The sequence below is a fragment of the Microvirga sp. KLBC 81 genome, assembly GCF_003075415.1.
Classification (GTDB): domain Bacteria; phylum Pseudomonadota; class Alphaproteobacteria; order Rhizobiales; family Beijerinckiaceae; genus Microvirga.
Window position 1 is genome coordinate 39,949 of sequence record NZ_QDAH01000018.1, and the last position, 25,965, is coordinate 65,913.

23 protein-coding genes, 1 tRNA gene and 2 pseudogenes are annotated in these 25,965 nt (G+C 61.1%); 11 read left to right on the plus strand and 15 right to left on the minus strand.

What is annotated here, in order from left to right; all coding sequences use genetic code 11:
• Positions 1-7: 7 nt before the first annotated feature.
• Positions 8-412: a rhodanese-like domain-containing protein gene (locus DC522_RS13790; protein WP_116529262.1), complete on the minus strand. Its 405-nt coding sequence runs from the start codon at positions 410-412 to the stop codon at positions 8-10.
• Positions 413-483: 71 nt separating this feature from the next.
• On the opposite strand from DC522_RS13790, the gene DC522_RS13795 reads away from it, so the two are divergent.
• Both DC522_RS13795 and DC522_RS13800 read left to right on the plus strand, forming a co-directional pair.
• Positions 484-1,176: a DUF599 domain-containing protein gene (locus tag DC522_RS13795; protein WP_116529263.1), complete on the plus strand. Its 693-nt coding sequence runs from the start codon at positions 484-486 to the stop codon at positions 1,174-1,176.
• On the plus strand, positions 1,169-1,450 hold the full coding sequence (locus tag DC522_RS13800; RefSeq protein WP_116529264.1) for a DUF3253 domain-containing protein: 282 nt from the start codon (positions 1,169-1,171) through the stop codon (positions 1,448-1,450). The genes DC522_RS13795 and DC522_RS13800 overlap by 8 nt, the downstream gene beginning before the upstream one ends.
• On the opposite strand, the gene DC522_RS13805 is transcribed toward DC522_RS13800, so the two are convergent.
• The gene (locus DC522_RS13805) at positions 1,411-2,244 is read right to left on the minus strand and encodes a YdcF family protein (protein WP_116529265.1); all 834 of its coding nucleotides are present in this window, start codon (positions 2,242-2,244) and stop codon (positions 1,411-1,413) included. The genes DC522_RS13800 and DC522_RS13805 overlap by 40 nt on opposite strands.
• Positions 2,245-2,269: 25 nt before the next feature.
• Complete coding sequence (locus DC522_RS13810) at positions 2,270-2,971, minus strand: ribonuclease activity regulator RraA (protein ID WP_116529266.1); 702 nt, start codon at positions 2,969-2,971, stop codon at positions 2,270-2,272.
• A gap of 139 nt (positions 2,972-3,110) precedes the next feature.
• Here DC522_RS13810 and DC522_RS13815 point away from each other — a divergent pair, with 139 nt between their 5' ends.
• Positions 3,111-3,689 carry a hypothetical protein gene (locus tag DC522_RS13815; RefSeq protein ID WP_116529267.1) on the plus strand — a complete coding sequence of 193 codons (579 nt, stop codon included), beginning with the start codon at positions 3,111-3,113 and terminating at the stop codon, positions 3,687-3,689.
• 100 nt (positions 3,690-3,789) lie between these two features.
• On the opposite strand, the gene DC522_RS13820 is transcribed toward DC522_RS13815, so the two are convergent.
• From DC522_RS13820 to DC522_RS13865, 6 genes are all read right to left on the minus strand, one after another.
• A complete protein-coding gene (locus DC522_RS13820) occupies positions 3,790-4,962 on the minus strand; it encodes an isovaleryl-CoA dehydrogenase (RefSeq protein WP_116529268.1) in 1,173 nt (390 codons plus the stop codon).
• A gap of 289 nt (positions 4,963-5,251) precedes the next feature.
• Positions 5,252-6,019, minus strand: coding sequence for a M10 family metallopeptidase C-terminal domain-containing protein (locus DC522_RS13825; protein ID WP_116529269.1), 768 nt, complete (start codon positions 6,017-6,019; stop codon positions 5,252-5,254).
• Positions 6,020-6,272: 253 nt separating this feature from the next.
• Positions 6,273-8,282, minus strand: a complete 2,010-nt coding sequence (locus DC522_RS34790; protein WP_165820153.1) for a calcium-binding protein — start codon at positions 8,280-8,282, stop codon at positions 6,273-6,275.
• 227 nt (positions 8,283-8,509) lie between these two features.
• Complete coding sequence (locus DC522_RS13855; RefSeq protein WP_116529270.1) at positions 8,510-9,412, minus strand: GH25 family lysozyme; 903 nt, start codon at positions 9,410-9,412, stop codon at positions 8,510-8,512.
• 92 nt (positions 9,413-9,504) lie between these two features.
• Complete coding sequence (gene mgtE, locus DC522_RS13860; protein WP_116529271.1) at positions 9,505-10,929, minus strand: magnesium transporter; 1,425 nt, start codon at positions 10,927-10,929, stop codon at positions 9,505-9,507.
• A 223-nt stretch (positions 10,930-11,152) separates the two neighbouring features.
• A tRNA-Leu gene (locus DC522_RS13865) sits at positions 11,153-11,237 on the minus strand.
• 230 nt (positions 11,238-11,467) lie between these two features.
• Between DC522_RS13865 and lipB the strand changes: the two genes are divergently transcribed.
• The 5 genes from lipB to DC522_RS13890 all read left to right on the plus strand — a co-directional run bounded on the left by lipB (position 11,468) and on the right by DC522_RS13890 (position 16,498).
• Entirely contained in the window at positions 11,468-12,196 is a 729-nt protein-coding gene (gene lipB / locus DC522_RS13870) for a lipoyl(octanoyl) transferase LipB (RefSeq protein WP_116529296.1), read from the plus strand.
• Positions 12,197-12,291: 95 nt separating this feature from the next.
• Complete coding sequence (locus DC522_RS13875) at positions 12,292-12,618, plus strand: hypothetical protein (RefSeq protein ID WP_116529272.1); 327 nt, start codon at positions 12,292-12,294, stop codon at positions 12,616-12,618.
• A 111-nt stretch (positions 12,619-12,729) separates the two neighbouring features.
• Positions 12,730-14,337, plus strand: coding sequence for a carboxyl transferase domain-containing protein (locus tag DC522_RS13880; RefSeq protein WP_116529273.1), 1,608 nt, complete (start codon positions 12,730-12,732; stop codon positions 14,335-14,337).
• A gap of 56 nt (positions 14,338-14,393) precedes the next feature.
• Positions 14,394-15,224, plus strand: a complete 831-nt coding sequence (locus tag DC522_RS13885) for a protein-L-isoaspartate O-methyltransferase (RefSeq protein ID WP_116529274.1) — start codon at positions 14,394-14,396, stop codon at positions 15,222-15,224.
• Between the two features lie 446 nt (positions 15,225-15,670).
• The gene (locus DC522_RS13890; RefSeq protein WP_245444148.1) at positions 15,671-16,498 is read left to right on the plus strand and encodes a tetratricopeptide repeat protein; all 828 of its coding nucleotides are present in this window, start codon (positions 15,671-15,673) and stop codon (positions 16,496-16,498) included.
• Positions 16,499-16,504: 6 nt separating this feature from the next.
• Here the strand turns inward: DC522_RS13890 and xth are convergent, their stop codons facing one another.
• Complete coding sequence (xth, locus tag DC522_RS13895) at positions 16,505-17,290, minus strand: exodeoxyribonuclease III (protein WP_116529275.1); 786 nt, start codon at positions 17,288-17,290, stop codon at positions 16,505-16,507.
• Between the two features lie 93 nt (positions 17,291-17,383).
• Between xth and DC522_RS13900 the strand changes: the two genes are divergently transcribed.
• Both DC522_RS13900 and DC522_RS13905 read left to right on the plus strand, forming a co-directional pair.
• Positions 17,384-18,076, plus strand: a complete 693-nt coding sequence (locus DC522_RS13900; protein WP_116529276.1) for a ceramidase domain-containing protein — start codon at positions 17,384-17,386, stop codon at positions 18,074-18,076.
• Complete coding sequence (locus tag DC522_RS13905) at positions 18,063-18,611, plus strand: hypothetical protein (protein WP_116529277.1); 549 nt, start codon at positions 18,063-18,065, stop codon at positions 18,609-18,611. The genes DC522_RS13900 and DC522_RS13905 overlap by 14 nt, the downstream gene beginning before the upstream one ends.
• A gap of 585 nt (positions 18,612-19,196) precedes the next feature.
• Here the strand turns inward: DC522_RS13905 and DC522_RS35895 are convergent.
• Positions 19,197-19,427: pseudogene (locus tag DC522_RS35895) on the minus strand (alkene reductase); the annotation flags it as partial.
• 68 nt (positions 19,428-19,495) lie between these two features.
• Positions 19,496-19,639 (minus strand): annotated as a pseudogene (locus tag DC522_RS37255) (alkene reductase); the annotation flags it as partial.
• 226 nt (positions 19,640-19,865) lie between these two features.
• Here DC522_RS37255 and DC522_RS13915 point away from each other — a divergent pair.
• A complete protein-coding gene (locus tag DC522_RS13915; protein WP_116529278.1) occupies positions 19,866-20,294 on the plus strand; it encodes a hypothetical protein in 429 nt (142 codons plus the stop codon).
• A 559-nt stretch (positions 20,295-20,853) separates the two neighbouring features.
• Here the strand turns inward: DC522_RS13915 and cysG are convergent.
• The 3 genes from cysG to DC522_RS13930 are packed head-to-tail and all read right to left on the minus strand — an operon-like array spanning position 20,854 to position 25,857.
• Positions 20,854-22,377 carry a siroheme synthase CysG gene (gene cysG, locus DC522_RS13920; protein ID WP_116529279.1) on the minus strand — a complete coding sequence of 508 codons (1,524 nt, stop codon included), beginning with the start codon at positions 22,375-22,377 and terminating at the stop codon, positions 20,854-20,856.
• A complete protein-coding gene (locus DC522_RS13925; RefSeq protein WP_116529280.1) occupies positions 22,374-24,095 on the minus strand; it encodes an NADPH-dependent assimilatory sulfite reductase hemoprotein subunit in 1,722 nt (573 codons plus the stop codon). Before DC522_RS13925 ends, cysG begins: the two co-directional genes overlap by 4 nt.
• Before the next feature lie 10 nt (positions 24,096-24,105).
• A complete protein-coding gene (locus tag DC522_RS13930; protein ID WP_116529281.1) occupies positions 24,106-25,857 on the minus strand; it encodes a sulfite reductase flavoprotein subunit alpha in 1,752 nt (583 codons plus the stop codon).
• Between the last annotated feature and the right edge of the window lie 108 nt (positions 25,858-25,965).

Below are 25,965 nucleotides of genomic sequence, written 5' to 3' on the forward strand. Positions count from 1 at the left end.
CAATCACTTAGGTCTTTAGCCCTTCTTCCACGGGCCCGCCTGCCTTCTTCCATGCGGTGAACCCGCCTTCGATATGGGCAACGGGCTTCAGCCCCATATCCTGGACGGTCGCGGCCGAGAGGGCCGACCGCCAGCCGGCGGCGCAGAAGAACACGAAGGTTTTGTCCTGGGCGAAAACCGGCTTGTGATAAGGGCTTTCCGGATCGATCCAGAATTCCAGCATGCCGCGCGGGCAATGCACGGCGCCGGGGATGCGGCCCTCCCGCTCCAGTTCGCGCGGATCGCGCAGGTCCACGAATACCACATCCTCCCGTCCGTGCAGCGCCATTGCCTCTTGCGTGGGCAAGGTTTGAATCTTTGCGCTGGCCTCCTTGAGCAATGTCTTGTAGCCGCGTGTAATGGTCTGAGGCATGGCTCGGTCGCTCCCCGTTGAGGCTTTCACCAAACTGGGCATGATAGCGGCAGAGTCAACGGAGGCGAAGGTTGCTCGGGTTCACCTTTCTCGATTACGCGGCGCTGGCTTTCTTCCTTCTGGCGTGGTTCGGTTATCACGCCGCGGTTGAGTTCACTGCCCCAGGGCAGAGAAGCCTCAACAAAGTGATGAACCAGTACCGCTTCCGCTGGATGGAGCAGCTTGTGGTGCGCGAGAACCGGATCGTCGACACCACGATCATGGCCTCCTTGATGAATGGCACGGCCTTCTTCGCCTCCACCTCGCTCATTGCCATCGGCGGTGTGCTGGCTCTTCTGCGCTCGACGGAAGAGGTTCTTCCGATTTTTACCGAGCTGCCCTTCGGCCCGCCTCCCACGCGGCTCGCGTGGGAGGCAAAGGTGATCGGCCTCGCGATCATCTTCGTCTATGCCTTCTTCAAGTTCGCGTGGTCGTACCGCCTGTTCAATTACATGGCGATCATCGTCGGCTCCGTGCCTGTGCTGAGGGAAAGCAATCGCGAGGACGCTCTGGTCGTCGCCCGCCAAGCTGCTGCGATGAATGTGGTGGCGGGCAAGCATTTCAATCGCGGGCAGCGCGCCTTCTTCTTCTCGCTTGCCTATCTCGGCTGGTTTATCAGTGCTTATCTTTTCATCGTGGCGACGGCAGGCATCCTGTTCGTCATGTGGCGCCGGCAGTTCCTGTCCGACGCGCGTGACGCTGCGCTGGGGCGTGACCATGCCTAAGAACGTCAATCCCGAAGAGATTGAAGTTGTCATGCTCGCGCTGCTCAACGAGCGCGGCCCTGGCAAGACCATCGGGCCGGCGGATGTGGCTCAGGCCATCGGCGGCAATCAGCCGGATGGGTGGGGGCCTCTCATGCAGCCGGTGCGAAAGGTCGCCGTTCGCCTGATGAAGGAGGAACGGATCGCGATCCTGCGAAAGGGCAGGCCGGTCGATCCCGATGATTTTCGCGGTACCTATCGGCTTGCGCTACCCACGGCGACCGACGAAGGCTGAGGCGCAGGAAACAGCTCGTTCGTGCGGCCTGTCAGGTAATAACCGATGAGCCCGGTCCATTCCTTCGTGCCGACATCGAGCCGCCGCAGTCCATCGGACACGAAGGCAAATGGACGATAGTTGTTCGATGCGCCGCCCGTGCGGAAATCGACCGGATAGGCCGTGACAGGAAAGCCCACCTTCTCGAAGACACCGATAGCGCGCGGCATGTGCCAGGCCGATGTCACGAGAAGCCAGCGTTCGCCCTCGCGGGGCTTCACCAAGTCTCGTGAATAAGCTGCGTTTTCCGATGTGGTGCGAGAGCGATCTTCCACGATGATGCGGGCGGGATCGATGCCGATGCTCTTGAAGTAATCAGCGATGATCGGAGCTTCTGCTGCCCCGTCGCCGAATACAGTACCGCCGCCGCCGGAAATCAGGATGCGTGCCTGCGGATAGCGATGCGCCAGCGCAATCGTATCGAGCACACGCTCCGCGGATTCGTTGGCGACGAGGCGCCCGCGAGAGATCGAGTCCGAAGCCTCTACGGAGCCGCCGAGCAGAACGATCCCGTCCACCGGCTTTCCGTCGTCTTTGAACGGCGGAAAGCGCTCTTCCAGCGGCGCCATGAGATAGGTGGCAATGGGCAGAAGACCCAATCCGATCGTCACCAGGGTCATCACGAAGGCGAGGCGAATGCCGAATGCTCTCAGACGGCGGAAAAGGGCGAGCACGAAGCCCGACAGAATAAGACTCAGAAGCAGGTTGGATGGCGTGGCGAAGAACCAGGCGATTTTCGAGACGTAGTAAAACACCAGCCATCCTTCTGCTTTGGATCATTTAAGCCTTCGACTCGGCCTCGTAGCGGGCCTTCGTCTCGGCATTCGGCGGGTAAAGGCCGGGGAGGGGCACGCCCTTCTCCACCTCGCGCATCACCCACAGCTCATAGCGCTCCTGCTCCACGGCAGCCTTGGCGACATCCTCGACCAGAGCGGCCGGAATGACCACGACGCCGTCACGGTCGGCGACGATCACATCATCCGGGAAAATCGCCACGCCGCCGCAGCCGATGGGCTCCTGCCAGCCGACGAAGGTGAGGCCTGCGACCGACGGAGGAGCAGCAATCCCTGCACACCAGACCGGCAGGTTCGTGCCCTCGACGCCGACCGCATCGCGCACCACGCCATCCGTGATGAGGGCCGCGACGCCGCGCTTCTTCATGCGCGCGGTGAGAATGTCGCCGAAGATGCCGGCATCGGTCACGCCCATGGAATCGACGACCGCGATGCAGCCTTCCGGCATAGCCTCGATGGCCGCACGGGTGGAGATGGGGGAAGCCCAGGACTCAGGTGTCGCCAGGTCTTCACGGGCAGGCACGAAGCGCAACGTGAAGGCGCGACCCACCATCTTCTCCGTGGCATTGAAGGCGGGCATCGGCCCCTTCATCCAGCAGCGGCGGATGCCCTTCTTGAGCAGGACGGTGGTGATGGTAGCGGTTGAGGCAGCGCGCAGCGCGTCGGCGATGGCTTTGTCGAGGGTCATGAGAGTTTCCTGACGTTGGGAGAAGCTACTCATAACGGGCGGGCGCGCGGATTGCCACCGGAAGGCCGCTCAATCCCCTGCATCAATGTTTCGTCAGATCGATGGTAATATCAGAATGCCCGGCCGTTTGGAAACCCTGATGAAGCACATTCTCGCCTTTTTATTCCTGTGCCTCGCTCCCATTGCGCAATCTGCAGCGGCAGCGCCGCTCGAACCTGATGCTGCACGTCAAGCTGCCCAAGGCGTTGTTGCAGAAGTCCTAGACGCTTTGGCGCGAAAGGATTTCACGAAGCTCGCATCGTCCATCGGTGAGGAGGGGCTGATCGTGAGCCCTTATGTGATGATCGATGGCGGCGATGTGCGCTTGTCCCGCGCCGAGGTGGAGAACTGCGCCACGAACCCACAAATGCGGCGTTGGGGCGAGAAGGATGGCAGCGGCGATCCTATTGAGGCCAATTGCAGCCGCTACTTCCACGAGTTCGTGTGGAATGCGGATTACCGCAAGGCTAACGAGGTGCTTTACAACGAGCCACGCCAGCGTGGGAACGAGATCAACAACAACCACGAATTCGCGCCCAACGGCATCGTTGTCGAGTTGCACATTCGCGGCAAAAGCATCGAAACCGAGCTGGAATGGAAGATCCTGCGCCTGATCTTCCGCAGGAGCGATCAGGGATTGTCCCTGATCGCCATCACGCGGGATGTCTGGACGATCTGATCGTGCTTAGAGCGACTTCCCATTGCTTGGGAAGTCGCTCTCTTCTTTGCTCTGCTGCATTTCCTGACGGCGAACCGGATCCACTTCACCGAAAAATGCTCTAGGCCGTCTTCACGAACAACTCGCGGCCGATCAGCATGCGGCGGATTTCGCTGGTGCCGGCGCCGATCTCATAGAGCTTTGCGTCGCGCAGCAGGCGGCCTGTCGGGTAATCGTTGATGTAGCCGTTGCCACCCAGAAGCTGGATGGCATCGAGCGCCATCTTGGTGGCATTCTCGGCGGCATAAAGGATAGCGCCGGCCGCATCCTCGCGCGTGGTCTCGCCCCGGTCGCAGGCCTTGGCCACTGCATAGACATAGGCCTTGGAGGCATTCATCGTCACATACATGTCGGCGACTTTGCCCTGCACGAGCTGGAACTCGCCGATGGGCTGTCCGAACTGCTTGCGCTCATGGATGTAAGGCAGCACCACGTCCATGCAGGCCTGCATGATGCCGGTGGAACCCGCTGCCAGCACCGCGCGCTCATAGTCGAGGCCGGACATGAGCACGTTCACGCCTTTGCCAACCTGGCCGAGCACGTTCTCCTCAGGCACTTCGCAATCCTCGAACACCAACTCGCAGGTGTCGGAACCGCGCATGCCGAGCTTGTCGAGCTTCTGGTGGGTGGAGAAGCCCTTGAACCCTTTCTCGATGAGGAAGGCGGTGATGCCGCGCGGACCCGCCTCCGGATCGGTCTTGGCGTAGACCACCAGCGTCTCGGCCGTGGGGCCGTTGGTGATCCACATCTTGTTGCCGTTGAGCACGTAGCGGTCGCCGCGCTTCTCGGCGCGGGTGCGCATGGACACCACGTCGGAGCCGGAGCCCGGCTCGGACATGGCGAGCGCGCCCAGATGCTCGCCGGAGATCAGCTTCGGCAGATAGCGGCGCTTCTGTTCCTCGTTGCCGTTGCGGCGGATCTGGTTGACGCAGAGGTTGGAGTGGGCGCCGTAGGACAGGCCGACTGAGGCGGAAGCGCGGGAGATTTCCTCCATGGCGATCACGTGCTCAAGATAGCCCAGGCCCGCGCCGCCATATTCCTCCTCGACCGTGATGCCGTGGAGGCCCAAGTCGCCCATGGCGGGCCAGAGATCGCGGGGGAACTCGTTCTTGCGGTCGATCTCCTCCGCGCGCGGCGCGATCTTGTCCTGCGCGAAGTCGCGCACCGTCTCGCGGATGGCGTCGGCGGTTTCGCCGAGGTCGAAATCAAAGGCTTTGCTGGCGTTCCGTAACATCGAGTCCTCCTGCCTCCACCCGGCGATCCGCAGAAGACGGATACGCGATGGATGTTTTTATATCAGCCATCCTGGTCAGCATTGCTGTCCTTTTCAAGCTGGCGCAGGAGAAAAATTGGAGCAGATTCAGGCAGGCGGCTATGGAAAACCATGCTTTCGGCCGCGGAATTCGCCAAAGGTCGGATGAGGGGAGGGATGCAGGACGGCGTTTCCACAGACTGTGACGGGAAAAACTCTCCCCCTCACAAACAGGCGAGGGGAGAGCAAAGGTTATCGCACTCTCGGACGATCAGAGAACGAAATCGTCGAGGTCGAGCGCTTTGGGCTTGTTCTTGAGCTGGATCTGGAACTCCGCCGCCGCATCCTTGTCGGTGTTGCCATAAAGGATGCCCTTCTTCGCGTCATAGCGAAGCTGACCTGCCGCCGTGAACTTCTTCTTGGCCGACAGAAGAGCCGTGAAGGCCTGGTCGCCCGCGGTGCGCGTGTTCGCATCGATCCCGCCGAGATCGATCAGGTCCTCGCCGGACACAAAGTCCGTGATGACGTTGCGATTCTTGCCGAGACCTGTGTCCCTCGTTTGGAAGACGAAGGTATCGTGGCCGTCGCCTCCGGAGAGTACGTCAGCGCCCTTACCGGCGATGATCTTGTCATCGCCTCTACCGCCATTGAGAGCTTCGTCGCCGTTGTTGCCACCGTCCTGCGGAGACGGATACACCACGTTCCAAATGTCGTCGAAGTGTAAGACCTTGCCGTCGGAGAACGCGATGTTCTCGATGGCGCCGCAGACATCCACGACCTGGCTGCCTTCGAATATGAAGCCTAGGGTGAAGTATCCTTTGATCGTGAGACGCTGGTCGCCCAAAGTGACGATCAGATCCCTGTTGTCGTCCGTTTTCGCGAACTGCACCTCCGCCGAGGTGGCATCGATTTTCAGCGTATCCACCCCAGCCAAGTCGGAGATCGTGCCGTTGCCGCTCCCGCAGCCCCAAACATAGGTGTCGTTACCTCTGCCGCCGTTCAGAATAAAATCGAAAGGGGTATTGATGATTGCAGCCATCGTCACGTTTCACGCCTCTGAATGAGCCTAGTATCAAGTCAGCTCTGATTATGTATCCGGATATTACAACATTATAAGCATCTTTACCTATGTCGGGGAGAGCGCTCCCGACCTTTAGCTATCAGACGCTTTTCAAGTCGATGCCGGCGGATGGCGGGGAGGCAGGGGAAATTGGTCGAATGAGGCTCCTATGAAAAAAACTCCCCTGCCTTAAGACAGGGGAGTTTGGAGGCTTCAGTCTGACCTTTGGGGATCAGAGGATGAAGTCACTGAGCTTCAGGTCGGTCGGCTTGTTCTTGAGCTTGATCTCGAACTCAGCCGCAGCATCCTTGTCGGTATTGACAGACAGGACACCCTTCTTGGCGTCGTAGCGTAGCTGGCCTGCCGCCGTGAACTTCTGCTTGGCGGAGAGAAGTTTCGTGAAGGCATCGTTGGTCGAGGTCCGGCTGTTGGCGTCGATCCCGCTCAGGTCGATCCAGTCCTCGCCTCGGTTGAAGTCCGCGATCACGTCGCGGCTCTTGCCGAAGCCGGTATCGCTCCTGCTGCTGAAGACGAAGGTGTCGCCGCCGATGCCACCGGTCAGGGTGTCCACGCCGGCGCCGCCAACGAGCTTGTCGTCGCCGTTGCCGCCGCTCAGAACGTCCTTGCCGCCACCGCCGATAAGCACGTCGTCGCCGTCGTTACCCTTCAGGCTATCCTTGCCACTCCTGCCGTAGATGACGTCATCGTTCTTGCCGCCCGTGCGCAGCGGCAGAGCCTTCCAGACACGGTCGATCTGCCAGACCTGACCATCGGAGAACGCAATGTTCTCGATGTTCCCGCCATCCTCGGCCGTGAGGAAATAGTTTTCGACGACGAGCGTCTGACCATGCAGCGTCAGGGTCAAATCCTCGTAATCCTCACCCGTTGCTGAGAACTGAACCTCCGCCGACGTGGCGTGGATGCTCAGGGTATCGGTGCCGAGAGAATCCGAGATCGTGTCGTTCCCGCTGCCGAAAGCCCAACGATAGACGTCGTTGCCGGCGCCGCCCTTGAGCAGATCGTCGCCTGCGCCACCATCGAGGGTTTCGTTGCTGCTGGTGCCTTCAAGCGTGTCGCTGCCATCGGTTCCGACGATCAGGCCGTCCGTCGGGCTCGGCTCCGGAGTCGGTTCCGGCTCAGGGGTCGGCTCTGGCTTGGGGTCGGGGGTCGGCTCCGGGTCCGGTTCGGGGATCGGCTCCGGCTCGGGGGCCGGATCCTCCGTCGGAGGCAGGGATCCGTTCAGAATCTCGAGAACGTCGCTTTTATGCCAGACGGTGCCGTCTGAGAATACGATGTTCTCGATATGGCTTTCATCTTCGTCGCTCTCACCTGTGACGAAGTAGAAGGACATCGTCAGGACTTCGCCTCCGAGCGTAATCGTCAGCGATTGCCTGTCGTCATCGAGAGCCAACGCGACATCCGACGCACTCGCTGCGATGCGCAAGGTGTCGGTGCCGCCGGTGTCGAAGATCAGTTCGCTGCCTTTACCGGCTCCCCAGATATAGACATCGTCGCCCCGACCTCCGGCAAGAGCGTCCTCACCGGCTCCTCCATCGAGGGTATCGTTGCCTGAATAGCCCTCGATCACCTCTCCTCGCGATGTCCCGATGAGAACGTCATTGCCATCCGTGCCGGTGACCGGCGGAACGGGTTCCTCGGTCGGCGGGGGCAGCGGAGGCTCCTCAGTGGGCGGAGGATCTTTGCCAGGAGGTGGGGAAGGATTCTGGCTTTCGAGAAGGTCCAGAACATCCTCGCGGTGCCAAACTGTTCCATCGGAGAAAGCGATGTTCTCGATGCGGCCTTCATCGGTCTCGCTCAAGAACCCACGAACGGCTGCAATGGCTTCACCCAGCTGGATCAGAAGGGTTGTGGTGCCCGGGATGATCGACAAGGTCACCTCCGAAGGAATCCCGTCGATCTGGATGGTATCGTTGCCGATGGAGTCAAAGATCTCGTCGAAACCGCTGCTCCGATTGAGGACATAAACGTCGTCGCCGCTGTTGCCGAAGAGCTTGTCACGCCCGGCGCCGCCATCCAGCAGATCGTTCCCGGCCCCGCCGATAAGCTCATCCGCTCCATCACCACCGTAGAGCGCATCGTCTCCACGACCGCCCTGCAGGTTGTCATTGCCGCCTTCCCCCTGAAGGATTTCCGCGGCATCTCCGCCGACCAGGAAGTCATCTCCCGACGTGCCCGGGATAACGACTTCGGCGGCGATAGCTGAATGATTGGCTTCGCTCATGGGTTCGGCTCCAGTGGTCGGTTTCTCTTTCCTGCCGACGGTTGCCTTTCAGAGAGGCTCAGCTGCATCCATCGCCAAGTCTATATGTTATAAACTAACATAGGCGCGATTACAAGAATTATTTCCCAAGGCCGGAAGCCCACGAGGGGCCAAACAAGAAAGGGCGTCTCATTGAGACGCCCTTTGGGGCTACATCGCAGCTACTGGGAAGTGCTTTTCGCTGAAGGCTAGTCGTCGATGCTGGCGGTCTGAATCGCGTCCAGGCCCTGGCACTTTCCGGCGGAGGCAAGCTGGCGATAATCGCGGGGGTCGCAGGCGCTGGCAACGAACATGCGCCACTGGTTCTCGGTGCCGTAGAAGGTGTTGCGGTCCACATCACCGTCGATGCCCGGCACGCGGCCGGTCGTGGTGAACTGCCAGAAGGTCCAGCGGCGGTTGGCATAGCGCTCGTGGGGCTCGGCGGCGGTGCTGCGGATCCAGAACGGATAATCGTTGAACTCGCCTTCCAGGATTTCCTTATGGAAGGTGATGTCCGTGTAGATGATCGGGCGCTTGCCGGTGTGCGCTTCCATCTCGCGCAGCATCACGTTGATCATGGCGAGCGCCTGCTCGCGCGGAACCTTCTTCGGACAGTTCACGGACTGGCCGTTCCATTCCACGTCGAGGACCGGAGGCAGGGCCTCTGGATCGGCGGGCACGTTCTTCCTGAACCAGGCGGCCTGCTCATGGGCCGGGCGGCACCAGAACACGAAGTGGTAGGCGCCGCGCGGCACGCCTGCCCGCTTCGCGCCCATCCAGTTTTCCATGAAGCGGCTGTCGATATGGTCGCCGCCCTCCGTGGCCTTGATGAAGGCGAATTGCGTGCCGGCCTTGCGCAACGAGGCCCAGTCCACCTGGCCCTGCCACTTGGAGATGTCGACGCCGTGGATCGGGAGGCGATGAGCCTTGGCCACGCCATGGTGCGGGCGGGCGTCGCTCTTCATCGGGTAGCGGCTTGAAGTGGTCGGCGCAACGGCACAGGACGCGAGCGTCAGGGCGACGGCGGCCAGGGCGCCAAATCGGGCAACCCGAAGGAACGTCGTCAGGCCGGAATTTTTGGAACGGCTGGGAGAACGGCGGCGTGTCTTCATCGGGCTTGACTGTAATGAACGCAGAACTTGATCGCATCAGGGATGCACGAATTGGGTTAACAACCCCTTGCGATCTCGATCTTGCAATCAGATTACAGTTTAAACCAAAGCGTGGCTATTCCCAGGAAGGAGAAGAAGCCCACGATATCGGTGATCGTGGTCACGAATGGTCCCGAGGAGACGGCGGGATCCACGCCGAGGCGGTTCAGGCTCAGGGGCACGAGGATGCCGCCCAGGGCCGCGAAGATCAGCACCGTGATGAGCGCGAGGCCGATCACCAGCCCGATTTCAGGGGTCTGGAACCACAAGGCCGCCAGACCGCCCATGATAATGGCGAAAAGGATGCCGTTGAGCAGGCCGACAGCCGCCTCCCGGACGATGATGCGCCAAGCGTTGGAGCGGCCGAGTTCGCGGGTGGCGAGCGCACGCACGGCGACTGTCATGGTCTGCGTGCCGGCATTGCCGCCCATCGAGGCGACGATGGGCATGAGGATCGCCAGGGCCACCATGTGCTGAAGCGAGCTCTCGAAGATGCGGATGACGCCTGCCGCGAGGAAGGCGGTGCACATATTGGCGAAGAGCCAGGGAAAGCGGCTGCGCTGGATGTAGAAGACCGTATCCGACAGTTCTTCGTCCGGCTTCACGCCGCCGAGCTGCTTGATGTCGGCGTCCGCTTCTTCTTCGAGAACGTCGACGATGTCGTCGACCAGGATCACGCCCACGAGGCGGTTCGCCTCGTCCACGACGGCAGCAGAGACGAGGTTGAAGCGCTCGAAAAGGCGCGCCACCTCTTCCTGGTGCTCGGTGGCCTCCACCCGGTCCGGCTCGTCGTCCATGATCTCCTGGATCGTGACGGGACGCTTCGAACGCAGGAGCCTGTCGAGGGCGACGGCTCCCAGAAGATGGCCTGCCGGGTCGATGACGAAGATCTCGTAGAAGGTCTCCGGCAGATCCGGCGTCTCACGCATGAAGTCGATGGTCTGCCCCACGGTCCAGAAAGGCGGCACGGCGATGAACTCGGTCTGCATGCGCCGGCCGGCGCTGTCCTCGGGGTATTCGAGGGAGCGCTGGAGCGCGACACGCTCCATAGCTGGGAGCTGTTCGAGAACTTCGGCTTTCTCTTCTTCCGGAAGACTTTCCAGAATCGTGACCGCGTCGTCGGAATCGAGTTCGCGAACACCCTCGGCCACGGTCGAGGTTTCGAGTTCTTCGAGGATTTCCTCGCGGACGGCCTCGTCCACCTCGGTCAGCGCGGTGAAGTCGAAGGCCGATCCCAACAGCTCGATGAGGCGAGGGCGGTGCTCGGGCTCAAGCGCTTCGAGCAGGTCGCCGAGCTCGGATTCGTGAAAGTCTTCCACCAGCTCCCGCAGCCGCTCGGTATCCGATGCTTCGATGGCATCAGCGGCAGCGGCCAGGAATTCCGGATTGAGCTCACCTTCCTCGTCCCTGAAGGCCAGGTGCTGATGGACCGGCCCTTCGGGCGGTGGAAGCGTCGCGTTGTTTTCGACTTCCATCATGAGCCTGTCCTTAAGAAGGTTACTGAGGCCTTTTAGGAGCGTGCGCAAATCAGCGCAATGCGCCTGAAAAGCCTCATTCAGGGAATCGTTCAGTGCCGTTTCTGCAGGATTGATTCAGGTTCCCGAGAAAGCGATTCAAGAACCTGGAGCGTCACTCGATATGAGCAACAAAAAAGGCCCCGGAAAAGGGGCCTTTTTGTCATGCCTGCAGCATGTGATGAGTTGGTGCGGCCAAGAGGACTCGAACCTCCACGGGTCTCCCCACTAGCACCTCAAGCTAGCGCGTCTACCAATTCCGCCATGGCCGCGGAACTCGTTTCCAGGAGTGTTTTTCCTGAAGAGGTGGTCGCTCTAACAGATCGATCCGGGCACTGCAAGCCCATCTTTGCAGTCTGTCGCGAAACTCGACATTTCGACGGGTAAGATGTGCATGACGCGGTCAGCAATCCCTATATGAAGGCCAAGTCTGAAGGATCGTGTGTTGACCCTCACCGGCCTTAAGGATCAGAACGTCCTCCTCCATCGAGCAGAAGGTGACATGGTGTCGAACCTGCGTGACAGCTTGGCCGATCTTTTTTTGAGCGAGAGCGGCGATTCCGTGGAATGGATTATCGCCGAGGGGCTGACGCCTTATGAGCAGGCGGTTGCCTTCATGGAAGCAAGGGTCCAGGCGATTTCCGACGGCCAAGCGCGTGAACTCGTCTGGCTCGTGGAGCATCCCCCGCTTTATACCGCAGGCACCTCGGCTCAGGCTGCCGATCTCGTCGACCCGAACCGGTTCCCGGTTCATCAGACAGGACGGGGAGGACAGTATACCTATCACGGTCCCGGCCAGCGGGTGGCCTACGTGATGCTCGACCTGAGGCGTCGTAGGCCTGACCTGCGCCGTTATGTGGCAGCCCTCGAATCGTGGCTGATCCAGACCCTTGCGGCCTTCAACATCCGGGGTGAGCGGCGGGAGGATCGAGTGGGCGTGTGGGTGCGCCGGCCAGACAAGGGCGAAACCGCCGAGGACAAGATCGCCGCCATCGGCATCCGCGTCCGGCGCTGGGCGACCTATCACGGAATCAGCCTGAATGTGGAACCGGACCTTTCCCATTTCACCGGCATCGTTCCCTGCGGCGTCACGCAGCACGGGGTGACCAGCCTAGTGGACTTGGGGATTCCCGTGACCATGCCCGAGGTCGACGCGGTGATGCGGAAGGCCTTCGAAGATATCTTCGGCCCCACCGAGAGGGTGGTGGCGCCGTTGCTCCCCAGCAACTGAACGGCAGTTTTTCACACCTGCTATGGTCAGGCTTCTCCTCAAGGCCGCTTCGTGCTCTAAGCTAGAGCAAACGGCTGACCATTGGCGGACCTTTCATGCAGCGCATTCTCCTTGCCTCTCTTCTTCTCGTAAGCGTTTCGGCCTGTGCCTATCGTCCCGATCCGGCGGATCTGATCCATATCGTTGATTCGCCTGCCGACGTACGCGTCTGCCAGCGGCTCGGAGAGGTAAGCCCCGTCGTGTCGACTACTCCGGGATTCGGCTCTGCGTCGGACAGCATGAAGGAGGCGGTGGTCGCCCTGGGCGGCACACATCTTTACCTCGAGAAGAATTCCGAAGATTGGTCGCTCGTGCGCGGCATCGCCTATCGCTGCGGCCCCGGGATCGTGCAGCGGGAGACCGTCATTCGGGCGAAAGGCTAACACGCGAGCCCACGAGCGGAGTTGCGTGGGCTCCCTGGTCCCAGCTACTGACGGAGAGCCCAACGGTTCAGCCGTGAAGGAGCCGTAAGAAAAATCAGGGAGCCAAACGCCGTGCCCGTCATCGCCACCTCTGCCGATCTTTCATCGGATACCGCGCGGGCGAACCGCGCCGCCTGGGCGGATCTCGCCCGTGACCTTCAGGCCAAGCGGCAGGCCGCCGCCAAGGGCGGGCCCGCAAAGGCCCGTGAGCGCCACCTCGCCCGCGGCAAGCTTCTGCCGCGCGAGCGTGTGATGCGGCTGCTCGATCCCGGCGCGCCTTTCCTGGAACTCGGTTCTCTTGCGGCTTACGGCATGTATGAGGATGCGATCCACGGCGCCGGCATCATCACCGGTATCGGCCGGGTCGAAGGCCGCGAGGTCATGATCGTCTGCAACGACTCGACGATCAAAGGCGGCACTTATTATCCGATGACGGTGAAGAAGCATCTGCGCGCGCAGGAGATCGCACGCGAGAACCGTCTGCCTTGCATCTATCTGGTCGATTCCGGCGGCGCGAATCTTCCCCACCAGACGGAAGTCTTCCCCGACCGCGATCACTTCGGCCGCATCTTCTACAACCAGGCGACCCTGTCCTCGATGGGCATTCCGCAGATCGCCTGCGTCATGGGCTCTTGCACGGCGGGTGGCGCCTATGTGCCTGCCATGTCGGACGAGACCATCATCGTGCGCCGCCAGGGCACGATCTTCCTCGGCGGCCCGCCCCTGGTGAAGGCGGCGACCGGCGAGGTGGTGTCGGCGGAAGATCTCGGCGGCGCGGATGTGCACGCCCGCCAGTCGGGCGTGGCGGATCATTACGCGACTGACGACGTGCATGCGCTCGCCATCGTGCGCCGCATCGTCGGCACGCTCAACACGCGCAAGACTATCGACATCAACCTCGCCGAGCCGGTGGAGCCCAAATACGCCATCGACGATCTCGATGCGATCGTGCCGACGGACCTGAAGAAACAGTACGACATTCGCGAGGTCATCGCGCGCTTGGTCGATGGCTCCGAGTTCGACGAGTTCAAGCGGCTTTACGGCACCACGCTCGTGACGGGCTTCGCCCGGATCTGGGGCATGCCGGTCGGCATCATCGCCAACAATGGCATCCTGTTTTCTGAGAGCGCACTGAAGGGTGCGCATTTCATCGAGCTGTGCTGCCAGCGCCGTATTCCGCTGCTCTTCCTGCAGAACATCTCCGGCTTCATGGTGGGCCGTCAGTACGAAGCAGGCGGCATTGCCAAGGATGGCGCGAAGCTCGTCACAGCCGTGGCCTGCGCCCAGGTGCCGAAGATCACGCTGCTCGTCGGCGGCTCGTTCGGTGCAGGCAATTACGGCATGTGTGGCCGCGCCTATTCCCCGCGTTTCCTCTTCACCTGGCCGAACTCCCGTATCTCGGTCATGGGCGGCGAGCAGGCGGCAAGCGTTCTCGCCACCGTGCGGCGCGACAACATCGAGGCCGAGGGCAAGTCCTGGAGCGTGGAAGAGGAGGAGGCCTTCAAGGCTCCCATCCGCAGCAGATACGAGGAGGAGGGCTCTCCCTATCACGCCACGGCGCGTCTCTGGGACGACGGCATCATCCTGCCCTCCGAGACTCGCCGCGTGCTGGCGCTGGCCTTCTCCGCTGCGCTGAACGCGCCGGTTCCTGATACGAAGTTCGGCGTGTTCAGGATGTAAGCGGGCCGATTCGGAGGAAGCTCGGAACCGGGTGGGGGCGGTGCGAATTTCAAGATATGTCCAAGAGCCCGCTTGAGGCATATCGCTCCGACTATGCCGAGCAGATCGCGCGCCTGACAGGTCTTCGTGACAGGCGCATCGAGCAGGCCTTTGCCACCGTTCCCCGCGAGAACTTTCTTCCTGCACCGCCCTGGACCACGATCAGTTTGGGCATCGCGACACAGACGAGTGATCTCGCTGATATCTATGACAACGTCCTGGTCGCCATAGACCGGGAGCGCGGTATCAACAATGGCGAGCCCGCGCTCCATGCGGACTGGCTCGATGCGGTGAGCCCGCAACCGGGCGAGGCGGTGATTCATGTGGGGGCGGGCACAGGCTACTACTCCGCTATCCTGTCTCGTCTCGTGGAGCCGGGTGGTCAGGTGGAGGCTTATGAGTACGAAGTGGATCTCGCTGCGAAGGCCGAGCAGAATCTGAGCGGCTATTCCAACGTAAAGGTGCATGCAGGCTCCGCCTTCGGGCGGCCGCTTCCGCCGGTTGACGTGATCTATGTGAATGCCGGCGTAGTTGCACCAGATGTCGAGTGGTTGACGGCGCTTAAAGATGGTGGGCGGCTGATCTTTCCATGGCAGCCGGATAAAGGCTGGGGACCCACCGTCTTGGTGAAGCGCCTGCCGCATGGCTTCGGGGCCAAGCCACTCATGACCGTCGGGTTTATTTCGTGCAGCGGCACCACGGAGAAAGCCGCCTCACAGCGGCGACTCACCGAAGCCGATCTCGCTTCCGTGCGCTCGCTCTGGCTCAGGAGTGACCGCTCTCCCGATGCGAGCGCAGTGGCTGTCTACGAGCAGGTCTGGTTCTCGTCGCAGAAGATCGAAGATTAGGCCAGTCGCTCCGTGTGCTCCCGCACCTTCCGCAGCGGAATCTTGGTCTAGCTTGTTTTCGTTTGAAAACGGGAAGGAGACCAGAGCGCATGTTACAGAGTGGCAAAGAGAGGTACAAAGATGTTGCGAGCCTGCAACACCCAGAAACCTTCCTCATCCTGCCGCTCTTGGCCCAAGCGCCGCCGCGATCCCGCCATAAACGGCGCTCACCTGTTAAAGAAAGCTAAAGTGCTTCTAAACCAACGCTTTATGACGAAGCGCTTCAGGGGTGATCCGGATTAACGCTGTCGGACGGCCTGTTGCGAGGATTATTGCATAGGTGGCGCAGCACATGGCAGATCACGAGAGTTCCATCCCGTTGGGGCCTCTCGTGAGAACCGGATGGAAAAGAGTTAAAGTCCATGAACGCGCGCCTGATCAACAAGCTGAAGCTGACGAACCGTCGGATGACGGTGGCTTCTTGCGGGCTCGTTCTGCTCGGCTCTTCCTCGGCCTTTGCTCTCGATGCAGCGCCGCGTCCCCAGCCTTTGACGCCTGCTCTCGCGCCCGTCCTGGCACCCGCCGCGAAGTACGGTTCCGTTCGCGAGGCTCTGCGCACGGGCATGCGCGACTACAATGCCGGCGACAAACTCGGAGCTGCTGCTGCACTCGAATACGCAGCGGGGCAAGGGCATACGCTGGCGCTCTGGAAGCTTGGGCGCATGTATGCCGACGGCGATGGCGTCGAGCATGATGATCTGAAAGCGTTCGAGTATTTCTCAAGGCTTGCGGACCAGCATGCGGACGAGAGCCCGGATTCTCCCAATGCCATGGTCGTCTCCAGCGCTTTCGTGGCGCTCGGCACTTATTTCCTGGATGGCATCAAGGGCACCTACGTGACCGCCAATCCGGGCCGCGCCGTGGAGATGTTCAGCTACGCGGCGTCCTATTTCAGCGACTCCAATGCGCAGTACAATCTGGCCCGCCTCTACATGGAGGGAACGGGCGTTGCGCGGAATGCGCGCCAGGCCGCGCGCTGGTTCAATCTGGCCGCCGAGAAGGGGCATCATCCCTCACAGGCGCTCCTCGGCCACATGCTGATCAACGGGCAGGGCGTGCCGCGCCAGCGGGCTAAGGGTCTTATGTGGCTGACGCTTGCGCGCGAGGCCGCGGCCGAGAACGGCAAGGATCAGTGGATCGAGAGCCTCTATGCGGAAGCCTTCGCAGCCGCGGACGAGAGCGACCGCAAGCTGGCGCTTGCCCTGCTCGAGCAATACATCCAATCCCGTCGCTAATCCCGCTTAGTCGATATCGAGATCCACCATGACCGGCACGTGATCGGAGGGCTTGTCCCATCCGCGCACTTCCTTGCGAATCGACGCGCTTTTCAGCTTGTCCTGCGCCTGAGGCGACAGCAGCAGATGGTCGATGCGGATGCCGTTGTTCCGCTGGAAAGCTCCCGCCTGATAATCCCAGAACGAGTAGAGCCCCGGCTGGTCGCTGCAGGCACGTACGGCGTCGCTGAAGCCGAGATTCTCAAGCTCCCGGAATTTTGCGCGGCTTTCCGGCTGGAAAAGCGCATCGTTAGCCCAGGCCTCGGGATTGGCTGCGTCCTTAGGCTCAGGAATGACGTTGTAGTCGCCGCAGAGCACCAACGGCTCTTCCAAGCCCTGCAAACGACGCGCATGCGCAATGAGCCGATCCATCCAGGCGAGCTTGTAGTCGAATTTAGGCGTGCCAATGGGATTGCCGTTGGGCAGGTAGATGGAGGCGACCCGCACCACGGCTGCCGACGTCGGAATGACACCTTCAAGGTAACGCGCCTGCTCGTCGCCATCATCGCCCGGCAACCCGCGCCGGATGTCCTCCAATGGCTTCTTGGAAAGAATGGCGACGCCGTTATAGGTCTTCTGGCCATGGGTGACGACGTTGTAGCCCAGCGCTTCGACCTCGGCCCTCGGGAACGCCTCGTCCATGCATTTCAGCTCCTGCAGGCAAAGCACATCGGGATCCGCACTTTTCACGAAAGTGGCGAGGTGATCCAATCGCTGCTTGATCGAGTTCACATTCCAGGTGGCTATGCGCATGGTGTCGGTCTCGTTGGCCTGCTCGCACTTTCATCGGATGTTCGTCGAAAGCTTGCAAGCTGGAACCCACCATCATCCCCACGGTTGCAGCCCATGAATCCATCCTGGTTTCAGCCCATCGACAGCTATTGCGAGCGGACCGATGCGAGCTTCTGGGCGGAGCCGGTCAATGCGGTCACGAACGGATTCTTCCTGCTTGCCGCAGCACATGCGCTTTGGGTCTGGCGGGGACGGCAGCCGCGGGACTGGCCTTCTCTATGGCTCATCGTCGTCACCGCTATCGTCGGAATCGGGAGCTTCCTGTTCCATACCTTCGCCAACCGCTGGTCGCTTCTGGCGGATGTGCTGCCGATTGCGGTGTTCATCTACAGCTATTTCCTGCTCGCCATGCGCCGTTATCTACGCTTTGGGATCGGAGTGGCCGTCGCGATCACCCTTATCTTTGCAGCCTTCAATGCCAGCTTCGGGCGGTTGTGGCTAGGGCTTTTTCCGGGCGTCACCCTCAATGGTTCGGTGAGCTATCTGCCTGCTCTGATGGCCATGTTCGCCGTCGGCATTGCGGGTCGCCGAGCGAAGGTCGGGCAGGCGGGCAGGGCGCTTCTGTGGGCCGGGTCGACCTTCGCACTGTCGCTGACGTTCCGCTCCATCGACAATGCAGTCTGTTCTACGCTACCACCCGGCACGCATGCGCTCTGGCACATGCTGAATGCGCTCGTTCTGTGGATCCTCATGATCACGGCTCTCACGCATGCCCCTAATGAAAGGCCGCTTCATGTCCCGTGTTGAAATCCATGGCTACGCCATCGTCTCCGACAATGACCGCATTGCCGATGCGACGGGCCGCACCCCGGATGTGCTGCGCAACGATGCGGATTGGGCCTACTTTCAGGCCGAACTCAACCGGTCCGACGTGACGGTGCTGGGGCGCTTGGGCCATGAGGCCAATCCCAATCCGAAAGGCCGCGTGCGCGTGGTTCTGTCCTTCTCGTCGCAGGGGATCGAACGGCGGGTCGACGGCTGGTGGTGGAACCCCCAAAAGCTCTCATGGGAAGAAGCCATCCGCGGGGTTCTGCCTCACGGTGGCCGGGTTGCGGTGCCTGGCGGGCGGCAGGTCTTCGATCTCTTCCTCGCCATTGGCTATGACGCCTTCCATCTCACCCGGGCAGAAGGCGTGGTCGTTCCCGATGGCGTGCCCGTGTTCTCTGAGTGCGATACCGGCAAAAGCGCAGAGGCAATCCTCACTGAGGCAGGCCTCAAGCCCGGCGCCAAGCGGATCCTCGACCCGACCGGACCAGTCAGTCTCACGGTTTGGCGTCGCTGACCGGAAACCTACCAGCTGGCGCCGAGTTGACGTGCGATATCCCTTTGCTGGGAGGAGCACATGCGCCGCAAGCTTTCAGCCATTCTGATCATCAGCTGTCTCGTGACAGGCGCTGCCTGGGCCCAGGGTTCGTCATCGAGTGGAGGCGGCTCGGGCGGAGGTGGGACCGGAGGGGCTTCCGGAGGGACCGCACCGTCGACAGGGGTAACCGGCTCAACCGGTTCTGCGACTGTACCCAATTCGCCGACTCTTCCGCTTCCACGGCAGGATACCCAGACCCCGACCCCGAACGCAAACCAAGATGCCGCGCGAGACCAAGCGAATGATACTCTGAATAGGAGCCGGGATGCTGCCCAAACCGGCGCGAACGGGGGGCCGACGCCTCCCCCTGGCACCGAAGGCAGCACGGGAGGAGTTGCAGGCAATCGTGCGGCTCCCACCACGACCGGAGGCATCGGAGGCGTCAATCGACGGCCGGGCCAGCCTTCTGCTGTCGGCCGGTCCGAACGAGAGGACGAGCTGCTCAAGGAAGGTGAAGAGCTGGAGCAGAAGGCCAGGCGCGGTATTTGTCAGGGATGTTAAGGTTTAGGCAGCCTCGCTCAGGTTCGGATAATCCGTGTAACCCTTAGAGTCGCCGCCATAGAAGGTGGCGCGGTCAGGCTGGTTGAGCGGAGTGTTCAGGCGGAAGCGCTCGACGAGATCCGGATTGGCGATGAAAAGGCGTCCGAAGGCGACGAGATCAGCGCGGCCGTTCGCGATCGCGTCGGTCGCCATCTCACAGTCATAGCCGTTATTGGCGATGTAGGTTCCGCGGAAAGGTCGCTCTGGCCTTGGTGGGAAATCTGGGAGCCCTCGGAGATGAGCAGGCCGGCGCTGGCGCGCTGGGCGTAATAGGTGGCGGTGATGTCGCCCGCCACGTCGCCCTCCTGAGCGCGGTTTCGGGTGAGGGGAGCCATCGCCAGCCGGTTCGGCAGGGTCAGGCCGCCGAGCTGATAAGGCTGGAATAATGCATTCGGATCGGCGCTCATATAAACCTCGTTTGGCGCTGTGAAATTTCCTGAAGTACAGGTTGCTACGAGATGTGAACTCCTCCGATTCCCGCAACGAAGGGGCTGCCATGCAAAAATCCGATGGCTCGGAAAGCTAAGGAGGAAAAGGCTTTCAGGTGCCCCGTAAGCATTCGTTAACCATGTGCGCGCATCCTTTTCCCGCAGGCCGATGGAAGATTCCAGGCGACTCACGGGGGAAGCGCTGATGACCGATAAGACCTTCGAAGAGACGATCCGCGAGAGGATCGCGGCGGTTGATCTGGTGGCGGATTTGATCGCGGGGCAGGGCAGGGATACCGATCTGCATGATCTGCGCGTTCTGCTCATCAACATCATGAGCCTCTTGATGCGTGATCCCGGTGTGGAAGCCGCTGTCGATGATCTTTATGCGGCTGCAAAAGCCATCGTGAGGGATGCCGCAATGGGCGTGCATCCCGTTCCCAGAAACGTCCGTTGCCTACGCACGGCTCTGACACGCTTCTCCGAGCGTGTGCCGGTGATTGCCGGCTTGTCGGAGCCTGACGATGCGCGTCGCTTCCGCGGTCTCGAGGCAGCCTATGCCGTTCAGCTGGAGCGCGCCACGGAAGCGGATGCCAACGACGAGGTTGAGACTGAGACCCGCTCTGCTGCGTGAGACGATTCGCTTCCAATAAGGCGGTCGGACAGTGACTGCCACTTCAATGTGAAAGAATCTGAAAGCCCCTAGCTCCATTGGCAGGCAGGGGCTCAGGCAGGAAGATTGGGGCTCGAAGGGACGCTCTTCCAGCCTCAAAGGGTCTCGTCAAATGATCAGGCATGAACCGTTCCCTGCTTCAAAATCGTGTATCCGAGCTGGCATGATAACAAGCGCCAGAAAGAGAAGATGGGGAGGTAGAAAATCGAACTATCTTCTCTCGCAAACACAGAATTCTTGATCTCCATTATCAGCGAAAGATGGCATCTTCTTCTTAAATTCAGAAACTGGTCGTTCGGTGCTTTCTGATCTGTATGTCTTGCGTATATTGCTTGAGAAATCGCTCCTTTTCTTCTCTCAGGCCATGAAGAAACGATCACGCCCCTCTCGCAAGTTGCTTCTGAAGATCACGCTCTTCTGGATGATTGTTGGTGGCGCTGTCGTGTGCAGAATCGCGTATTTCGACCAGATTTCGGCGCAGGCAGCATCAAAGCCCTTGTGATCGCACTGAAAGCAGTGATCAGCTCGAAAAGAGCGCCGGCAATCTTTCACCCAGACCGTTTACGGGCTGCCTCGCACCCGTGGTGCGATAAGGCCTCTGATGGAGGTTGGGCGTTGTCTCGCGGGCCGGTTTGATGGCCGCCCCTATGAGGATAATCAGCGGACCGTTTCCTGGCAAAGTGACGCCATGAGCAATGTCGAAGATCGTGGTCTCTAAATGCTCCTGGGTTGGCCTGGATACATCGCTTATAGCGACGACCGGGGTACCGGGGAGCAAACCGTTCTCGATCAGGCGAGCTGCCAATTTGGGAGCAGTGCGTCGGCCCATATAGACGACTGTCGTTGCCCGCGGATCCGAGAGAGCGCTGACGTTCAATTCCTCAGGGAGGCGCCCGTGGCGATCATGGGCCGTGACGAACTGGACGCGCTGCGCATGATCGCGGTGAGTCAGTGACCCGCCGAGCGAGGCCGCAGCTGCGCTGGCCGTTGTCACGCCAGGAACGATGCGGACCGGGACACCAGCATTCTGACAGGCTTCGACCTCTTCACCCGTGCGGGCAAAGATGGATGGGTCGCCGCCTTTCAGGCGCACGACGCGCTGTCCGGCGAGGGCTAAATCCACGATGAGCGCATTGATGTCGTCCTGACGGCAGGACGCGCCGTGGCCCTCCTTGCCGACGTGAATCCGGCGCGCTTCACGGCGGGCCAATTCCAGAACCCCGGGTGTTACAAGACGGTCATAGACGATGATGTCGGCAGCCTGAAGCTCACGCATCGCTTTCAACGTCATCAGTTCGGGGTCGCCAGGGCCGGCGCCAACGATCACCACCTCGCCAATCTTTGATCTTGCAGTCTGCTCGTCACGCGCTTCGAGAGCCAGACGCTCAAGGCTGGAAGAACGTTGCTCTTCATTGCCCCCGGCCGTGAAGGCAGTGTCGACGAACTTCTCCCAAAAACGCCGCCTGCCTGCCTTGGTTGGCGCGATCGCTTTCAAGCTCTCGCGGAAGTCTTTGGCCGTTTGCGCCCAAGCTCCCAGAAAGAGTGGCAATGCGGCCTCGATCCGACGTCGGATGGCCTGGGCGAGAATGGGCGCGGCTCCATCTGTCGAGATGGCCACCGTAACGGGCGATCTGTTGACGATGGATCCGAACTGAAAATCACAGAAGGCGGGCTGGTCGATGACATTGACGAGCACGCCGCGACTGCGCGCTGTCTCCACAAATCGTTTGGCCTCATCGCTGTCCTCGATATCGGCCACTGCAACTGAGACGCCATCAAGATCGTCAGGCTGCCAATGTCGCTGAACAAGGTCGAACTGATCGGGCGCGCTGGCAATCAGGGCGCTCAGTTCCAACGATGGATCCTCTGCGACGATGCGAACGATGCCCCCTGACGCGGCCAGGAGTTCCGCTTTCCAGGAAACCCCCTCGCTTCTCCCAATCACGAGAATGCGCTTTCCCGTGAGATCGTAGAAGATCGGCAACTTCGGCAAAGGATTGAGCCGAGCGGGACGAGAGATGTTTGGGTGGACTTGCGTATTCATTCCGCCGCCCTTGCGATCGGTCCGGTATTCGCGTGGAAATCGCGCCCGTTTGTCGTTGCCGCGACAATGCCTGAGCGGATGAGAAAATCGCTGAATCGCTCGCTCGGCTCACGCTGATGGGCGTAGGCGGCAAACAACGGATCCAATGCAGCAACGATCTCATCATGCTGCAGGTCGGCAGCATAGAGTTTCGACAGGCGCGAGCCGTCAAAGGCGCCGCCGAGATAGAGGTTGTAACGACCGGGACCTTTGCCGACGAGGCCAATCTCGGCAATGTAAGGACGCGCGCAGCCATTCGGGCACCCGGTCATGCGGATCGTGATCTCGTCATCCTCCAGACCGCGGAGGTTGAGACGCTCTTCGAGCGCTGTCACGAGAGAGGGCAGGTAGCGCTCGCTTTCGGCGAGCGCCAGGCCGCAGGTCGGCAGAGCAACGCACGCCATCGCATTGCGACGCAGGGCCGTGGCATGGCTCGTCAGGCCGTGCTCCGCAACCAGCGCGTCGACGGCGGCACGGTTCTCCGGTCTGACATTGGCGATGATGACGTTCTGATTTGCCGTCAGACGGAACTCCCCGTCATGCACTTCTGCAATACGGCGAAGTCCCGTCATGAGAGCAGGGCCGTCCGGAATGTCGCGCACACGGCCATTCTCAATGAACAGGGTCAGGTGATAACGTCCATCCTCACCTTCGACCCAGCCGTATCGGTCACCATTCGAATCGAAACTGAAAGGACGCGGATCGCCCAACGGCTTGCCGATGCGCCGCTCGACTTCCGCGCGAAAGGCGGCGAGGCCGCGATCCTCGATGGTGTATTTAAGGCGGGCATGCTTGCGGCTCGTGCGGTCGCCCCAATCGCGCTGGACGGTGACCACCGCCTCGGCGACGGCAAGTGCGTCCTCTGGTTGACAGAAACCCATCACATCGGCGGTGCGCGGATAGGTATCCTCTTCGCCATGGGTCATGCCCATGCCGCCGCCGACCGTCACGTTCCAGCCTTCGACCTCGCCGTTCTTGTCGAGGATCGCGATGAACCCGAGGTCTTGAGCGAAGATGTCGACCTCGTTCGACGGCGGAACCGTCACGACTGTCTTGAACTTGCGCGGCAAATAGGTACGGCCATAGACAGGCTCAGTCACGTCTTCCTCGCCACCGGCGATCTTTTCGCCGTCGAGCCAGATCTCCCGATAGGCAGGGGTCTGCGGCAGGAGGTGGTCCGAGATCGACTTGGCCAGCTCATAGGCTGTCCGGTGCGCTCTTGACTGGTCCGGGTTGGTGGAGGCCAAAACGTTGCGATTGACATCACCGCACGCAGCAAGGGTGTCCAGAAGCGCCGTATCGATGGCCTTCATTGTCGCTTTCAGGTTCGACTTGATGACGCCGTGAAACTGGAATGTCTGCCGCGTCGTCAAACGGAGTGTGCCATTGGCGTAATCCTGAGCGATCCGGTCGATCTGAAGCCATTGGGAGGGCGTGCAGACACCGCCGGGAATGCGCAGGCGGATCATGAATGAATAAGCCTTCTCAAGCTTTTTCTTCGTGCGCTCCGCCCGCAGGTCCCGGTCGTCCTGCAGATACATGCCATGGAACTTTACGAGCTGCTGGTCGTCCTCGCTGATGGCGCCGGTCACGACGTCGGTCAGACCTTCCGCAAGCGTTCCACGCAGATAGCCGCTCGCCTCTTTGATGCGCTCATTGCGCGAAAGCTCTTTCGACATGTTCTGTTTCTCAATAAACGTCTTGGTGATAGCGGCGGCCACGCTCAAGCTCTGCCACGGCGAGTTCTGCAGTTTCTGGAGAGAGCGCCTTCACGTCCGCGTAGGCTGCGACGATCGCGGCACGAACATCCTTCGCCATGGCTTTGGCATCGCCGCAGATATAGAGCTGCGCGCCATTCTCCAGCCATTCGACGAGTTCGCGGCGCTGTTCCCATAGGCGGTGCTGGACATAGACCTTGTTCGGCATATCGCGGGAGAAGGCGAGGTCGATCCGCGTCAGCGACCCATCCTTCAGGGCATCCTGCCATTCAAGCTGGTACAGGAAGTCGTGGGTGTAACGCCGGTCGCCGAAGAACAGCCAGGATTTGCCGGCAGCTCCGATAGCTCGCCGCTCCTGCACGAAGGCGCGGAAGGGTGCAACGCCGGTTCCTGGGCCGATCATGATGATATCGGTCGATGGCTCCGGCAGCCGGAAGTGCTTGTTGGGCTTCAGCCGAACGCGGGTTGTGGCGCTGGACTTGAGGCGGTCGGCGACGAAGGTCGAAGCAACGCCGCCGCGCTTGCGTCCGTGCGTTTCATAACGAACGGCTGCAATCAGCAGGTGTGCTTCATCGCCGACTTCCTTGCGGGAGGAGGCAATGGAATAAGCGCGGGGTGGTAATGGTCGCGTGAGAGCCGTGAGCTGCTCGACGGTCAGTGCCGCGGGGAAGGCTTCAACCAAGTCGATCAGCTGGCGCCCCTCAAGCCAGGTGCGGGCCTGCCCATCGTCTAGGAGCTTGCGCACATCCCGATGCTCCGTCTCTGCGGCGAACGTTTCGAGGGTTTTGACGGAAAGAGTCGTGACGTCGCGCTCAGCCAGCAATGCGGAGCGCAAGCTCTCGTCGCTACTGAGACCCGTTGCCGCGAGAATGGCATCGACGACAACCGGATTGTTCTCCGGGAAGAGTTCGAGCGAGTCGCCAGGCTCGTAAGCTGGTGCCGCACCATCGAAGCCGAGCGCCAGATGGATGGTCTCCTTGTCCGAGCGGGAGGAGTTCAGGTTGACGTGCTCAGTCACCTCGGCGGTGACAGGCTCGCGGCTGATCTCAGCGCTCGCACGGTTGCTGAAGTCGACGGCGACCACATTGTCTGCCGCATCCTGGTCGGGTGCAAACGCTTCCAGGGTGCTCTTGATCCAGGATGCCGCAGGAGCCTCGAAGTCGAGGTCACAATCAACGCGGTCGATGGCCCGCGTGGCTCCAAGTTCGGCAAGGCGCGCATCTATGGCCTTTCCTACTGCGCAGAATTCCGCATAAGCGGTGTCGCCCAAGGCCAGGACGGCAAAAGTCAGCCCCTCGAGGCGTGGCGCCGATGCCCCCATCAGATCCGCATAGGCTCGGGTAGCTCGGGAGGGTGGTTCGCCTTCCCCCCATGTGGCGGCAATCACCACCACGCGACTTCCCTTCGGCAGGTCCGAGACATCGAGGTCGGCAAAGTCAATGATCTTAGGCTTGAAACCGCTTTTTCGGGCCAGTTTCGCGACATCCTGAGCGAGCCTCTCCGCGTTGCCGGATTCGCTTGCGAACAGGATCGTGAGGGGGGCGGCGGCGCGTGCGGGCGCATCGATGCGGGGAAGGGGTGCCTGACCCACATCGATCCCGGCGAGAAATCCAGCGAGCCATGCACGCTGGATTGGCGAGGCGGCGCCCAAGACGCGATCGAGGCTGAGCCGGTCGTCGTCCTTGAAGGGCGCTGTTTGGGGCAGAAGGGCAAATGCTGTCATGGCTTCAGTCTGGCGTGGGCCCGTGGGATAAGTCAATGAAACGTTCGTTTTAAAGAACTAATACTGATGGAAGAATTCTTCTCTATGATGGCTGCGGCGGAGAATAGA

Coding starts and splice junctions, on each gene's coding strand:
- DC522_RS13790 (WP_116529262.1), bottom strand. CDS start 412: ATGCCTCAGACCATTACACGCGGCTACAAGACATTGCTCAAGGAGGCC.
- DC522_RS13800 (WP_116529264.1), top strand. CDS start 1,169: ATGCCTAAGAACGTCAATCCCGAAGAGATTGAAGTTGTCATGCTCGCG.
- DC522_RS13810 (WP_116529266.1), bottom strand. CDS start 2,971: ATGACCCTCGACAAAGCCATCGCCGACGCGCTGCGCGCTGCCTCAACC.
- DC522_RS13815 (WP_116529267.1), top strand. CDS start 3,111: ATGAAGCACATTCTCGCCTTTTTATTCCTGTGCCTCGCTCCCATTGCG.
- DC522_RS13820 (WP_116529268.1), bottom strand. CDS start 4,962: ATGTTACGGAACGCCAGCAAAGCCTTTGATTTCGACCTCGGCGAAACC.
- DC522_RS13825 (WP_116529269.1), bottom strand. CDS start 6,019: ATGGCTGCAATCATCAATACCCCTTTCGATTTTATTCTGAACGGCGGC.
- DC522_RS34790 (WP_165820153.1), bottom strand. CDS start 8,282: ATGAGCGAAGCCAATCATTCAGCTATCGCCGCCGAAGTCGTTATCCCG.
- DC522_RS13855 (WP_116529270.1), bottom strand. CDS start 9,412: ATGAAGACACGCCGCCGTTCTCCCAGCCGTTCCAAAAATTCCGGCCTG.
- mgtE (WP_116529271.1), bottom strand. CDS start 10,929: ATGATGGAAGTCGAAAACAACGCGACGCTTCCACCGCCCGAAGGGCCG.
- lipB (WP_116529296.1), top strand. CDS start 11,468: ATGGTGTCGAACCTGCGTGACAGCTTGGCCGATCTTTTTTTGAGCGAG.
- DC522_RS13875 (WP_116529272.1), top strand. CDS start 12,292: ATGCAGCGCATTCTCCTTGCCTCTCTTCTTCTCGTAAGCGTTTCGGCC.
- DC522_RS13885 (WP_116529274.1), top strand. CDS start 14,394: ATGTCCAAGAGCCCGCTTGAGGCATATCGCTCCGACTATGCCGAGCAG.
- DC522_RS13890 (WP_245444148.1), top strand. CDS start 15,671: ATGACGGTGGCTTCTTGCGGGCTCGTTCTGCTCGGCTCTTCCTCGGCC.
- xth (WP_116529275.1), bottom strand. CDS start 17,290: ATGCGCATAGCCACCTGGAATGTGAACTCGATCAAGCAGCGATTGGAT.
- DC522_RS13900 (WP_116529276.1), top strand. CDS start 17,384: ATGAATCCATCCTGGTTTCAGCCCATCGACAGCTATTGCGAGCGGACC.
- DC522_RS13905 (WP_116529277.1), top strand. CDS start 18,063: ATGTCCCGTGTTGAAATCCATGGCTACGCCATCGTCTCCGACAATGAC.
- DC522_RS13915 (WP_116529278.1), top strand. CDS start 19,866: ATGACCGATAAGACCTTCGAAGAGACGATCCGCGAGAGGATCGCGGCG.
- cysG (WP_116529279.1), bottom strand. CDS start 22,377: ATGAATACGCAAGTCCACCCAAACATCTCTCGTCCCGCTCGGCTCAAT.
- DC522_RS13925 (WP_116529280.1), bottom strand. CDS start 24,095: ATGTCGAAAGAGCTTTCGCGCAATGAGCGCATCAAAGAGGCGAGCGGC.
- DC522_RS13930 (WP_116529281.1), bottom strand. CDS start 25,857: ATGACAGCATTTGCCCTTCTGCCCCAAACAGCGCCCTTCAAGGACGAC.